A 14,133-nucleotide genomic window follows, 5' to 3' on the forward strand; every position below is an offset into this window, starting at 1 on the left:
TACGCGGGGTGCGGGGTCAGCGCCGCCCGGCGCTCACCTCGGGGGAGCTCCACTGCTCGGGGACGGTGATCGGCTCCTGCGCCGTCTCCCGGGCCGGGACCCTCGGCAGCTTGTACGGCCAGACGTAGTAGAGCCAGCGGGCCGCGAGGAAGCCCACCAGCAGGCAGAGCTCACCGCCGACCGCGTCCATCCAGAAGTGGTTGGCGGTGGAGATGATCACCAGCAGGGTGGCCGCCGGGTAGAGCAGGCCGAGCACCCGGACCCATGTCCGGCGGGCCAGGAAGAAGATCGCCAGACCGCACCACATCGACCAGCCGATGTGCATCGAGGGCATCGCCGCGTACTGGTTGGAGACGTGCGTGGCCGGCCCGGAGGCCATCGAACCCCAGGTGTTGTGGACCTTCAGGGTGTCGATGAACCCGCCGTCGGTCATCAGCCGGGGCGGCGCCAGCGGGAAGAAGTAGAAGCCCACCAGCGCGATGCCGGTGGTGACGAAGAGCACCGTGCGGGCCGCGACGTAGCGCCCCGGGTGCCGGCGGTAGAGCCAGACCAGGACGCCGATGGTCACGATGAAGTGCAGCGTCGCGTAGTAGTAGTTCATCCCGACGATCAGCCACGAGACCTTGTCGACCGCGTGGTTCACCGAGCGCTCGATCGCGACTGCGAGGCTCTGCTCGAAGTCCCAGATGAGGCTCGCGTGCTTCTGGGCCGTGGCCTCCTGCTCGGGTACCGCGTTGCGCACGAGGGAGTAGACCCAGTAGCTGATCCCGATCAGCGCCAGCTCGAACCAGATCCGTGGCCGGGCCGGCGAGCGGCGCTGCTCGCGGACGCGGTTGCGAAGCGCCGCCGAGCGGGTCTGGGCCGCGCGGGTGGCTCCGTCGGGCATCCGGCCGAGCCCGGCCGGGGCCGGTTCGGAACCGCCGCCGTGGGCCGCGTCGGCGTGCTCGGCGCCGGGCTGCTGGATCTCGGTTGGTTCCCCCATGACCGAGAAGTCTGCCAGACGTCCCGTAGCCGTCTGCTCATCCTCTGGAAGTGGATTCTTCACCGGCTGTCCCCCTTGAGGGTTAGGGGGTTTCTCCCACCGGGGTAGGGGGTGAGGCTGGGTCTGGTGCTAACCGGCGGGACGGGCATACGTCCCATTGTCACGCCGGGTGGATCGACCGGCGCAATCGGGGGGTCGGGGTGCGGTACGGCGAGCGGATTTTCCCCGAACGAAACGGTTTCTGCATCTTGCTGAAACATATTGCAGCCCGCTAGCGTCCTGGCAACTCGATCACCCCTTTCCCCCGCAGGGAGCCCTCAGTGGCCGATGTCCCGCCCCGGCGCCGCCGCGGCACCACCCGCAGACCCGGCCGGACGGCCGTGCTGCTCGCCGCCTCGCTGACCGCCGCCACCCTCGGCACCGCCCCGGCCGTGTTCGCCGCCGCCCCGCCCGCCCCGCCGTCGGACGCCGCGCTCGCCGCCACCGCCGGCCGCCACGACCTCACCCGTGAGCAGTTCTACTTCGTCCTGCCGGACCGGTTCGCCAACGGGGACCACGCCAACGACACCGGTGGGATCGTCGGCAGCCGGCTGGACCACGGCCTCGACGCCGCCGACAAGGGCTTCTACCACGGCGGCGACCTCGCCGGCCTGATCCAGCGGCTCGACTACATCCAGAACCTCGGCACCACCGCCATCTGGATGGCGCCGATCTTCAAGAACAAGCCGGTGCAGGGCACGGGCGAGAACGCCTCGGCCGGCTACCACGGCTACTGGATCACCGACTTCACCCAGGTCGACCCGCACTTCGGCACCAACGAGCAGCTCAGGGAGCTGATAGCCAAGGCGCACCAGCGGGGCATCAAGGTCTTCTTCGACGTCATCACCAACCACACCGCCGACGTCATCGACTACCAGCAGCAGCAGTACGGCTACCGGTCCGCCGGCGCCTACCCGGTGCTGGACGCCGACGGCCGGCCGGTCGACGAGACCGCGGTGGCCGACGCCGGCGCCGCCTGGCCGAAGCTGACCAAGGACTCGTTCCCGTACAGCCCGGTCTTCCGCAAGCCGGCCGACGCCACCGCCAAGACCCCGGCCTGGCTCAACGACCCCGCGCTCTACCACAACCGGGGCGACTCGACCTTCGTCGGCGAGTCCGCCACCGAGGGCGACTTCTCCGGCCTGGACGACCTCGACACCCAGAACCCCAAGGTGGTGCAGGGCTTCGAGAAGGTCTACCAGCAGTGGGTCAAGGACGCCGGTGTGGACGGCTTCCGGATCGACACCGTCAAGCACGTCAACATGGCCTTCTGGCAGCAGTGGGCGCCCGCGCTCAAGGACTTCGCGGCCAAGCAGGGCAACAAGAAGTTCTTCATGTTCGGCGAGGTCTACTCCGGCGACCCGGCGGTCACCTCGCCGTACGTCACCAAGGGCAGGCTCCAGGCCACGCTGGACTTCCCGTTCCAGAACGCCGCCCGCTCCTACGTCTCGCAGGGCGGCCCGGCCTCCGGCCTCGCCGACGTGTACGGGCAGGACTACCGCTACACCACCGCCGACACCGACGCCTACGAGCTGCCCACCTTCCTCGGCAACCACGACATGGGCCGCTTCGGCTCCTTCCTGCTCAGCGACAACCAGGGCGCCGACGAGGCTACCCTGCTGAAGAAGGACCGCCTCGGCAACGAGCTGCAGTTCCTCACCCGCGGCCAGCCCGTCGTCTACTACGGCGACGAGCAGGGCTTCACCGGCGCGGGCGGCGACAAGGACGCCCGGCAGGACCTCTTCGCCTCGCAGACCCCCTCCTACAACAGCGACCGGGTGCTCGGCGGCACCGCCGGCTCCGCCGACCGCTACGGACAGGGCGGCGAGCTCTACCAGGGCATCGCCGGGCTGGCCAAGCTGCGGCGCGACCACCCGGCGCTCGCCGACGGCGCCCAGATCGAGCGGTACGCCGCGGACGGCGCGGGCGTGTACGCCTTCTCCCGGATCGACGCCGGGCAGCAGATCGAGTACCTGGTCGCGGTCAACAACGCGACCGAGGCGAAGACCGTCACCCTCGACACCTTCTCCGCGGGCCAGGGCTTCGACCGGATCTACCCGGCGGCGGGGGAGCGGCTGACCAGCGGCGCGGACCGCAGGGTCACCGTCACCGTGCCGGCGCTGTCGTCCGTCGTCCTCAAGGCGGCCGGCCGGCCGGCCCCCGTCGCGGCCGCGCCGGCGATCGGGGTGAAGGTCCCGGCCGACGGTTCGTCCGGCTCCGTCACCATCGGCGCCGATGTCGACGGCGGCGGCTTCAACCGGGTCTCCTTCGCCGCACAGGTCGGCGACGCGCCCTGGCAGGTGCTCGGCACCTCCGACACGGGCAGGTCCGGCCCGGACGGCCACAGGCTCTTCCAGGTCACCCAGGACCTGAGCACCGTCGCCCCCGGCACGGTGGTCCGGTACAAGGCCGTGGTGCAGGACTCGTCCGGCCACCTGCGCTCCGCCACCGGCAGCTTCACCACCGGCGCCCCCGCACCCAAGCCGGTGCCCAGCGCCACCGCCCGCCCGTACGCCGTCGTGCACTACCAGCGCAAGAACGGCGACTACGACGGCTGGAACCTCTACGCCTGGGGCGACCTCGCGGACGGCGAGGCGACCCCCTGGCCGGCCGGGCACGGCTTCACCGGCCGGGACGCGTACGGCGCCTTCGCCTACGTGAAGCTGAAGCCGGGCGCCTCCGACGTGGGCTTCATCGTGGAGAAGGACGGCGTCAAGGACGTGGACGCCGACCGCCATCTCGATGTCGGCGCGGGCGGTGAGATCTGGCTCAAGGAGGGGGACCAGGCCGTCCGGACGGCCAACCCCGGACCGGTGAACACCCAGCCCGCCGACACCGCGGTGATCCACTACAACCGGGCCGACGGCGACTACGACGGCTGGGGCCTGCACGACTGGACCGGCGCCGCCAACCCCACCGACTGGGGCAACCCGCTGCAGCCGGTGCGCCGCGACGCCTTCGGCGCCGTCTTCGAGGTGCCGCTGGCCCCCGGCGCGACCAGCCTCAGCTACATCCTGCACAAGGGCAACGACAAGGACCTGCCGGGCGACCAGTCGCTGGACCTCGCCGTCAACGGCCGCGAGGTCTGGATCCTCGGCGGCCGCGAGGGCTACCTGCTGCCGCAGAACGCCGCGGCCTCCTCGCAGCTGGACCTCGGCTCGGCCAAGGCCCAGTGGATCGACGCCCGGACGGTGGTCGTCCCGGCCGCCTACGGTGCGGCCGACGCCGCCCTGGCCGGGGGGACCAGCGCCCAGCTGGTGTACGACCCCGAGGGTGCCATCACGGCCGACAAGGGCGTACTGAGCAGGCCCGGCCAGTGGATCCGGCTGACGCCCGCCCCCGGCGGCCTCACCGACGCGCAGAAGGCCAAGTTCCCGCACCTGGCCGGCTACCGCGCCTTCACGGTGGACCCGCGGGACACCGGCCGGGTCGCCCAGGCCCTCCGCAGCCAGCTGCTCTTCACCGAGCACATGCCCAGCGGCGCCGCCCTGGCCGCCACCGGGGTGCAGACCCCCGGCGTGCTCGACGACCTGTACGCGCGCCGCACCGGCCGGGTGGACTTCGGCCCGGCGTACTACAACGGCAAGGTGGCGCTCTCGGTCTGGGCGCCGACCGCGCAGGAGGTCTCCGTCCAGCTCTTCGACGGCCCGGCCGGCGGAACTCCGAAGACGGTGCCGCTGAAGCTGGACGACGAGACCGGCGTCTGGGAACTCGTCCGGGACAAGGCCGAGTTGGACGGCAAGTACTACCTGTACCAGGTGAAGGTCTGGGCGCCGAGCGTCCAGAAGCTGGTGGTCAACACCGTCACCGACCCGTACTCGGTCGCCCTCTCCGCCGACTCGAGGCGCAGCCTGGTCGCCGACCTCGCCGCCGAGGGGCTCAAGCCGCAGGGCTGGGAGAACCACACCGTCCCGAAGGCCGTGCCGCCCGCGCAGCAGCAGATCCAGGAGCTGCACGTCCGGGACTTCTCGGTCGAGGACACCACCGTGCCGGCCGCCGAGCGCGGTACCTACCTGGCCTTCACCGAGTCCCAGTCGGCGGGCATGCAGCACCTGCGCGAGCTGGCCAAGGCGGGCGTGACCACCGTCCACCTGCTGCCGACCTTCGACATCGCCACCATCCGGGAGAACCGGGCCGAGCAGAAGCTGCCCGCCTGCGACCTCAAGTCCCTTGCGGCGGACAGCGAGAAGCAGCAGGAGTGCGTGGCGGCCGTGGCAGCCGAGGACGCCTACAACTGGGGCTACGACCCGCTGCACTACAACGTGCCGGAGGGCTCGTACGCCACCGACCCCGGGGGCACCGCGCGGACCGTGCAGTTCCGGCAGATGGTGCAGGCGATCCACGCGGCCGGGCTGCGGGTGGTCCTGGACGTGGTCTACAACCACACCGCGGCCAGCGGCCAGGCCGAGCACTCGGTGCTGGACCGGGTCGTCCCCGGCTACTACCAGCGCCTCGACGCCAACGGCAAGGTGACGACCGACAGTTGCTGCTCGGACACCGCGCCCGAGCACGCCATGATGAACCGCCTGGTGGTCGACTCGGTCACCACCTGGGCCCGCGAGTACAAGGTGGACGGCTTCCGCTTCGACCTGATGGGCCTCGACCCGAAGTCCACCATGCTGGACGTGCAGGCCGCGCTGCGGAAGATGACCCCGGACTCGGACGGCGTCGACGGGAAGAACGTCTTCCTCTACGGCGAGGGCTGGAACTTCGGTGTCGTCGCGGACAACGCCCGGTTCGAGCAGGCCACCCAGCTCAACATGGCCGGCACCGGCATCGCCACCTTCGACGACCGGATCCGGGACGCGGCGCGCGGCGGCAACTTCCAGCTCTCCTCGGCCCCGCAGCAGGGCTTCGCCTCGGGGCTGTTCACCGACCCGAACGGCTCGCCCGCCAACGGCAGCCCGGAGGAGCAGAAGGCCCGGCTGCTCAAGCAGATGGACCAGCTGAAGGTGGCGCTCACCGGCAACCTGGCCGGCTACCGCTTCACCGACAGCTCCGGTAAGTCGGTCACCGGCGCGGGCGTCGACTACAACGGCGCCCCGACCGGCTACGCGGCCAAGCCCGGCGAGGCCGTCGAGTACGTGGACGCGCACGACAACGCCGACCTGTTCGACGCGCTGGCGTACAAGCTGCCGGCCGGCACCGCGCCCGCCGACCGGGCCCGGATGCAGGCACTGGCGCTCTCGCTGACCGCGCTGACCCAGGGTCCGGGCTTCGCCCAGGCCGGCAGCGACCTGCTGCGCTCCAAGTCGCTGGATGCCAACTCCTACGACTCCGGGGACTGGTTCAACGCCATCCACTGGGACCCGGCGCAGGGCAACGGCTGGGGCCGGGGTCTGCCGCCGGCCGCGGACAACAAGGAGATGTGGCCGGCCGCCAAGTCCCTGCTGGCCGACCCGAAGCTGACGGTGGGCGCCGCCGACATCCGGGCGGCCAGTGCGCAGTACCAGCAGTTCCTGCAGATCAAGCAGGGCTCGCCGCTGTTCTCGCTGCCCACCCTCGCCGCCGTGCAGCAGCGGCTCTCCTACCCGCTCTCCGGCACGGCCGGCGAGACGCCCGGGGTGATCACGCTGCACCTGGACGGCACCGGGCTGGCGGGCGCGGAGAAGGGCGTCACCGTGGTGTTCAACGCCACGCCCGCCGCGCAGGGGCAGACCGTGGCCGCGCTGAAGGGGACGGCGCAGGCGCTGCACCCCGTCCAGGCGGGCGGCGCGGACCAGGTGGTCCGACAGGCCGGATTCGACGCCGCGACCGGCACCTTCACCGTGCCCGGCCGCACCGTGGCGGTGTTCGTCCAGCACTGACGGGCCGCCCGGCAGGGCCCCGCTCCGCCGCCGGCGGAGCGGGGCCCGGTGCGTTCCGGACCGGACGCCGACGGGTATGGCCGAAATCCGACCCTGGCACGGCCTGAATGGTGACGTGCCGCACCCGTGCGGCGCTGCCGTCCACCATCCGGACGTCCGAGGTGCCCTGAGTGCTGGTCAGTGGCCGCCGAGGGTGATCGAACCTTCCCATCGTAATGAAAACCGTCTTCGAGAATTTGTGTGCCTGTAACACGAATGCCCGCCTGGCGGATGAACGGGCCCGGTAGCTAATCGGCCAATCCGTGGCATGCATCTGTCATTAACGACTCGTTTGCTGCCACGATTCCTCCGGCTGCAGACGAGGGGGCCCCACCCCCCGGTGCAGCTGTCCCAGGTCACGAACAGCGCGTCCCCCTGCCAAGAACTCGCTCGGCAACTGCTCCGCAACCGCACCCGCGCCGCGAACCCGGCGGCGGGGGCCCCCACTGCGCCGCAACCCTGCGGCCAGGTTCTCTCCACCGTTCGCGAACCCGCGCCGGTCGGAAAAGGAGTCCGCATGTCCCGTTACACCCAGGCCCGGAAGGCAGCGGTTGTCATGGCCGCCTCCACCGCGCTGCTGGTGACCGGCATTCCGGTCATTGCGCAGGCGGCCACCCCGGACGCTCCGGCAGCCGTTGCCGCCCAGCAGGCGAGCCGCGCCCAGCTGATCGCCTCCGCGAGCCAGCAGTCCACCTCCCTCGCCCAGACCCTGGGCCTGGGCAGCGAGGAGAAGCTGGTCACCAAGGACGTGTCCCAGGACGCGGACGGTACCCGCCACCTGCGGTACGAGCGCACCCTCAACGGCCTTCCCGTCCTCGGCGGCGACCTGGTGGTCCACCAGTCCGCCACGGGTGCGACCAAGGGCGTGGACCGCGCCAGCACCGCCGCGCTGACCGGTGTGAGCACCACGCCGAAGCTGGCCGCGCCGGCCGCGCAGTCCGCCGCGCTGGCCGCCGCCTCGGGCTCCTCGCTGGACGCCGCGCCGCGCCTGGTGGTCTGGGCCGCCGACAACAACCCGCGCCTCGCCTGGGAGACGGTCGTCACCTCCACCGAGGCCGACGGCACCCCGAGCAAGCTGCACGTGGTCACCGACGCCACCTCCGGTCAGGTCATCCAGAAGTTCGAGGGCATCCAGACCGGCACCGGCAAGGGCGTCTTCGTCGGCAACGTCACCATCGGTACCACCCAGTCGGGTTCGTCGTACCAGATGAAGGACGGCGCCCGCGGTGGGATGTACACCACCAACCTGAACCACGGGACCTCGGGCACCGGCACCATGTACAGCAAGTCCAGCGACAGCTGGGGTGACGGCACCGTCGCCAACAGCGAGTCCGCCGCGGTCGACGCCCACTTCGGTGTCGCGGCCACGTGGGACTACTACAAGAACACCTTCGGCCGCAACGGCATCCGCAACGACGGGGTCGGCGCCTACAGCCGCGTCCACTACGGCAACAACTACGTGAACGCCTTCTGGGACGACTCGTGCTTCTGCATGACGTACGGCGACGGTGACAGCAACACCCACCCGCTGACCGAGCTCGACGTCGCGGGCCACGAGATGAGCCACGGCGTGACCGCGGCCACCGCCAACCTGAACTACTCGGGTGAGTCCGGCGGCCTCAACGAGGCGACCTCGGACATCTTCGGCACCATGGTCGAGTTCTACGCCAACATCCCGACCGACAACCCCGACTACCTCATCGGGGAGCTGATCAACATCAACGGGGACGGCACCCCGCTGCGCTACATGGACAAGCCGTCCAAGGACGGCGGCTCGGCCGACTACTGGTCCTCCACCGTCGGCAACAAGGACGTCCACTACTCGTCCGGTGTCGCCAACCACTTCTTCTACCTGCTGTCCGAGGGCAGCGGCGCGAAGGTCATCAACGGCGTCAGCTACAACTCGCCGACCCAGGGCAACATCACCGTCACCGGCATCGGCCGGGACAAGGCGGCCGCGGTCTGGTACCGCGCGCTGACCACCTACATGACCTCCACCACCAACTACGCCGCGGCGCGCATCGCGACGGAGAAGGCGGCCACCGACCTGTACGGCGCGGGCAGCGCCGAGCTCAACGCGGTCAGCACCGCCTGGGCGGGCGTCAACGTGGGCACCGCGCCGAACCCGGGTGGCGTCACCGTCACCAGCCCGGGCAACCAGAGCACCGCGCTGAACGGCGCGGTCAACCTGCAGATCGCCGCCACCGGCGGCACCGCCCCGCTGACCTTCTCGGCCACCGGTCTGCCGACCGGCCTGTCGATCAGCTCCAGCGGCAAGATCACCGGCACCGCGACGGCCGCGGGCACGTACAACGTGACCGTCACCGCGAAGGACTCCGCCAACAAGACCGGCTCCGCCAGCTTCACCTGGACCGTCTCCGGCGGCGGTGGCGGCACCTGCACCCCGGCCCAGCTGCTCGGCAACGCCGGCTTCGAGACCGGCAGCGCCGCCCCGTGGACCGCCACCAGCGGTGTCGTGGACAACAGCGCCTCGCAGGCCGCGCACGCCGGCTCCTGGAAGTCCTGGCTGAACGGCTACGGCTCGACCCACTCGGACAACCTCTCGCAGACGGTCACCATCCCGGCCGGCTGCAAGGCGTCGCTCAGCTTCTACCTGCACGTCGACACGGCCGAGACCGGCTCGACGGTGTACGACAAGCTGACCGTCACGGTCAACGGCACCGCGCTGAAGACCTACTCCAACGTGGACGCGGCCGCCGGCTACCAGCTGCGGACCTTCGACCTCTCGTCCTACGCGGGCCAGACGGTCACCCTGAAGTTCGCCGGCACCGAGGACTCCTCGCTGCAGACCAGCTTCGTGATCGACGACACCTCGATCCAGACCAGCTGAACCCGGGCCGGTAGCGCCGGCGGAACCAGGTAAGACAGGTGCGGGGCCCGGCAGCGACTGCTGCCGGGCCCCGTGTCGTGGGCCGGTGCCGGGCCCCGTGTCGTGGGCCGGTGCCGGTGCCCGTGTAGTGGGCCGGGCCGGGCCGGTGCCGTGGGCCGGGCAGGTGAGTTTTCGGAAACCGCCCGGCAACGGCGGAGCAACCGCCGGGCAACACGAAACACCGGTGAAACGTGTCCGTCCGCGACCGGAAATCCGTCCTCGCGACACTCTCCCAACCGCGACCTGCGAACCCCACCCTGACGCAGGCCTTTGGGAAGGCACCCCCTATGTTCCTGGCTGACTCGTCGCCCGGCCTCGACACCGGTGACACCGCCTGGCTGCTCGCCAGCACCGCGCTCGTCCTGCTGATGACCCCCGGGCTGGCGCTCTTCTACGGCGGCATGGTCCGCACCAAGAGCGTGCTCAACATGATCATGATGAGCTTCGTCTCGATCGCCGTGGTCACCGTGGTCTGGCTGCTGGCCGGCTACTCGCTCGCGTTCGGCCGGGACGCCGGCGGCTGGGGCCTGATCGGCGCCCCGGACCACCTCGGGATGGCCGGGATCACCCCCACCTCGCTCACCGGCCACGTGCCCACCGTGCTGTTCGCCACCTTCCAGCTGACGTTCGCGATCATCACCGCCGCGCTGATCAGCGGCGCCATCGCGGACCGGGCGAAGTTCGGCTCCTGGGTGGCCTTCACCGCCGTCTGGACGCTGCTGGTCTACGTCCCGGTGGCGCACTGGGTGTTCGCCCCCGACGGCTGGATCCTGTCGAAGCTCGGCGCGCTGGACTTCGCCGGCGGCACCGTCGTCGAGGTCAACTGCGGGGCCAGCGGCCTGGCTCTGGCGCTGCTGCTCGGCCCGCGGATCGGGTTCCGGAAGGAGGCGATGCGCCCGCACAGCCTGCCGCTGGTACTGCTCGGCGCGGGCCTGCTCTGGTTCGGCTGGTTCGGCTTCAACGCGGGCTCGGCGCTCGGCGCCAACGGTCTGGCCGCGTCCGCTCTGCTCAACACCCAGGCGGCGGGCTGCACCGGGCTGCTCGGCTGGCTGCTGGTGGAGAAGCGCCGGGACGGTCACGCCACCACGCTGGGCGCCGCCTCGGGCGCGGTGGCCGGCCTGGTGGCGATCACCCCGTCGTGCGGCAGTGTCGACCTGCTCGGCGCGCTGCTCGTCGGGCTCGCGGCCGGTGTGGTCTGCTCGTACGCGGTCAGCTGGAAGTTCCGGTTCGGCTTCGACGACTCGCTGGACGTGGTGGGCGTGCACTTCGTGGCCGGCGTCATCGGCACCGGTCTGATCGGCCTGTTCGCCACCGCCGCGATGACCGGCGGCCCGGCCGGCCTGCTGCACGGCGGCGGCCTCGGGCAGCTCGGCAAGCAGCTGGTGGCGATCCTCGCCGTCGCGGCGTACGCCTTCGCCGCGACGTACGGGATCGGGCGGGCCGTCGACCGGGTGATGGGCTTCCGCGCCAGCGAGGAGCACGAACTCACCGGCCTGGACCTCGCCGTGCACGCCGAGACCGCGTACGATCACGGCGTCCTGGGGCACGGCACGACCGCCCACGCCACCACCACCGTGCTCACGCACCCGTCCGACAGGGCCTCCTCCGCATGAAGCTGATCACCGCGATCGTCAAGCCGTTCAAGCTGGACGAGGTAAAGAACGCGCTGCAGGCCGTCGGTGTGCACGGACTGACCGTCACCGAGGCCAGCGGGTACGGCCGGCAGCACGGCCACACCGAGGTCTACCGGGGCGCCGAGTACCGGATCGACCTGGTGCCCAAGGCCCGGATCGAGGTGGTGGTGGAGGACGAGGACGCCGAGCGGGTGATGGAGGAGATCGTCCGCGCCGCCCGTACCGGCAAGATCGGTGACGGCAAGGTCTGGGCCGTGCCGGTGGAGTCGATCATCCGGGTCCGCACCGGCGAACGCGGGCCGGACGCGGTGTAGGGCCGCTCCCGGGGCGCCGCCCGGGAGCCCGACCGCCTGCGGGCGGTGCCGGTGCCGCCGGTGGAGCTGCTGCACCCGGCCGCCCGGGCGGACTCGCCGCGGGCGGCGCAGGGCGACGTGACGGCCCGTGAGAGCCCTCGCGCATACCGGGGCAGTGCCGGCCGCCCTGCCCGCCGTCGTAGCGCGTCCAGAGGCCCGCAGGCGGCAGCGTGCGCGGCGCGGCGACCAGGGTGAGCCCCGGGCCCCGTCGGCCGCGCACTGCTCGGACTCCCCGCCCCGCTCGTTCCGCCCCCGCCCGGCCCCCGTGCGCCGCTCATCCGGCGTGGCCGCTCGTCCGACGTGACTGTTCGTCCACGATCGTCCAGCGGGATCCCCGGCCGTCCATGCCGTCGACCCGCGGCCGTCCATGCGGTGGAGGCGGGAGCGTCGCATACGAGCTTTCCGGAGCTGCAGAAACGTTGCTTCCAAGGCCTTGACGGGCCCTGGCCACGACTCTAGGTTCAGCGCTGCAAGTTTCCAGAAAGTTTCAGCAATCTTTCACGAGCGGTACCCCAGGCTGCCCCCACCCCAGCCCCCAGGAGACATCGTGGTCACCACCGCCCCCACCCGCCGGCCTGCCCGGACGGCCGGCGCGCTCACCGCCTCGGCGGCGCTCGCCCTCTCGCTCACCGCGGCGTTCGGCGCCGCCCCCGCCCAGGCCTCCCCGCCCGGCAACGGCAAGGACGTCACGGCGACCCTCTTCGAGTGGCGCTTCGACTCCGTTGCCAAGGCCTGCACCGACACACTCGGCCCGAAGGGCTACGGCTTCGTCGAGGTCTCGCCACCCCAGGAGCACATCCAGGGCAGCCAGTGGTGGACCTCCTACCAGCCGGTCAGCTACAAGATAGCCGGGCGCCTCGGCGACCGCGCGTCCTTCAAGAGCATGGTCGACACCTGCCACGCGGCCGGCGTCAAGGTGGTCGCCGACTCGGTGATCAACCACATGTCGGCCGGCTCCGGCACCGGCACCGGCGGGACGAACTACACCAAGTACAACTACCCCGGGTACTACCAGGACCAGGACTTCCACTCCTGCCGCGCCGCGATCAGCAACTACGGCGACCGCTCCAACGTGCAGAACTGCGAGCTGGTCAACCTCTCCGACCTCAACACCGGCAGCGCCTACGTCCAGCAGACCATCGCCGGCTACCTCAACGACCTGGCCTCGCTCGGCGTCGACGGCTACCGGATCGACGCGGCCAAGCACATCGCCGCCGCCGACCTCGCCGCGATCAAGGCGAAGACGGCCAACCCCAACGCGTACTGGGTCCAGGAGGTCATCTACGGCGCGGGCGAGCCGATCCAGCCCTCCGAGTACACCGGCACCGGCGACGTGGACGAGTTCCGCTCCGGCACCTGGCTGAAGAGCGCCTTCCAGGGCGGCCGGATCGCCGACCTGGCGAACTGGGGCTCCGGCCTGCTGTCGAGCGACAAGGCCCGCACCTTCGTCGACAACTGGGACACCGAGCGCAACGGCTCCACCCTGACCTACAAGGACGGCTCCGCCTACACCCTGGCCAACGTCTTCATGCTGGCGTACCCGTACGGCGCGCCCAACGTCTACTCCGGCTACGCCTTCACCGGCCACGACGACGGCCCGCCGAACGGCGGCACCGTCAACGCCTGCTACAGCGACGGCTGGAACTGCACGCACGCGTGGCGGCAGGTGGCCAACATGGTCGGCTTCCGCAACGCGGTGGCGGGCACCGGGGTCACCAACTGGTGGTCCAACGGCAACAACGCGATCGCCTTCGGGCGCGGCAACAAGGGCTTCGTGGCGGTCAACCGCGAGTCCGGACCGGTCACCCAGACCTTCCAGACGTCGCTGCCGGCGGGCTCGTACTGCGACGTCCAGCACGGCGACCCGGCCGCGGGCGGCTGCACCGGGCCGTCGTACACCGTCGGTTCGGACGGCCGGTTCACCGCGACCGTCGGCGCGGGCGACGCGGTGGCGCTGTACGTGGGCGCCCCGGGCGGCTCCGGCGGCGGCAACCCGGTGAGCGGCGGCGCCTCCTTCGCGGTCAACGCCACCACCGTCCTGGGCCAGAACATCTACGTGGCCGGCAGCACCGCGGCGCTCGGCGGCTGGGACACCGGTAAGGCGCTGCTGCTCTCCTCGGCGGCCTACCCGGTCTGGAAGCTGGACGTGGCGATGTCCGCGGGGACGGCGTTCGAGTACAAGTACATCCGCAAGGACGCCGCCGGGAACGTCACTTGGGAGTCCGGCGCCAACCGGACCGCGACGGTGCCCGCCTCGGGCGCGGTGACGCTGAACGACACCTGGCGTCCGTGACACGTGCTGACGGCCGCTCCTTCCCGACGGGGAAGGGGCGGCCGTCGGCACGTCGTTCGACGGTTCCCCCTTGCGGGTGGCGTCGCCGGGTCAAAC

Annotated in this window: 6 protein-coding genes; 5 read left to right on the top strand and 1 reads right to left on the bottom strand. The window is 71.2% G+C overall.

Going from position 1 to position 14,133, the window contains the following annotated elements; genetic code table 11:
* Positions 1-16: 16 nt before the first annotated feature.
* Entirely contained in the window at positions 17-982 is a 966-nt protein-coding gene (locus tag ACZ5WK_RS06330; RefSeq protein ID WP_465545519.1) for a phosphatase PAP2 family protein, read from the bottom strand.
* A gap of 320 nt (positions 983-1,302) precedes the next feature.
* Here ACZ5WK_RS06330 and pulA point away from each other — a divergent pair, with 320 nt between their 5' ends.
* The 5 genes from pulA to ACZ5WK_RS06355 all read left to right on the top strand — a co-directional run bounded on the left by pulA (position 1,303) and on the right by ACZ5WK_RS06355 (position 14,037).
* The gene (gene pulA / locus ACZ5WK_RS06335; protein WP_465545521.1) at positions 1,303-6,828 is read left to right on the top strand and encodes a pullulanase-type alpha-1,6-glucosidase; all 5,526 of its coding nucleotides are present in this window, start codon (positions 1,303-1,305) and stop codon (positions 6,826-6,828) included.
* A gap of 556 nt (positions 6,829-7,384) precedes the next feature.
* Complete coding sequence (locus ACZ5WK_RS06340) at positions 7,385-9,718, top strand: M4 family metallopeptidase (RefSeq protein ID WP_465545523.1); 2,334 nt, start codon at positions 7,385-7,387, stop codon at positions 9,716-9,718.
* A gap of 326 nt (positions 9,719-10,044) precedes the next feature.
* A complete protein-coding gene (locus ACZ5WK_RS06345) occupies positions 10,045-11,370 on the top strand; it encodes an ammonium transporter (protein WP_465545525.1) in 1,326 nt (441 codons plus the stop codon).
* Positions 11,367-11,705: a P-II family nitrogen regulator gene (locus ACZ5WK_RS06350; protein ID WP_396319482.1), complete on the top strand. Its 339-nt coding sequence runs from the start codon at positions 11,367-11,369 to the stop codon at positions 11,703-11,705. The genes ACZ5WK_RS06345 and ACZ5WK_RS06350 overlap by 4 nt, the downstream gene beginning before the upstream one ends.
* A gap of 586 nt (positions 11,706-12,291) precedes the next feature.
* Positions 12,292-14,037, top strand: coding sequence for a carbohydrate-binding module family 20 domain-containing protein (locus tag ACZ5WK_RS06355; RefSeq protein ID WP_465545527.1), 1,746 nt, complete (start codon positions 12,292-12,294; stop codon positions 14,035-14,037).
* The last annotated feature ends 96 nt before the right edge of the window (positions 14,038-14,133 follow it).

Source organism: Kitasatospora sp. NPDC032757 (genome assembly GCF_055579305.1).

Bases quoted from the DNA above. Each gene is read 5' to 3' on its own strand.
- ACZ5WK_RS06350 (WP_396319482.1), top strand. From the start codon at position 11,367: ATGAAGCTGATCACCGCGATCGTCAAGCCGTTCAAGCTGGACGAGGTA.
- ACZ5WK_RS06340 (WP_465545523.1), top strand. From the start codon at position 7,385: ATGTCCCGTTACACCCAGGCCCGGAAGGCAGCGGTTGTCATGGCCGCC.
- ACZ5WK_RS06345 (WP_465545525.1), top strand. From the start codon at position 10,045: ATGTTCCTGGCTGACTCGTCGCCCGGCCTCGACACCGGTGACACCGCC.
- ACZ5WK_RS06330 (WP_465545519.1), bottom strand. From the start codon at position 982: ATGGGGGAACCAACCGAGATCCAGCAGCCCGGCGCCGAGCACGCCGAC.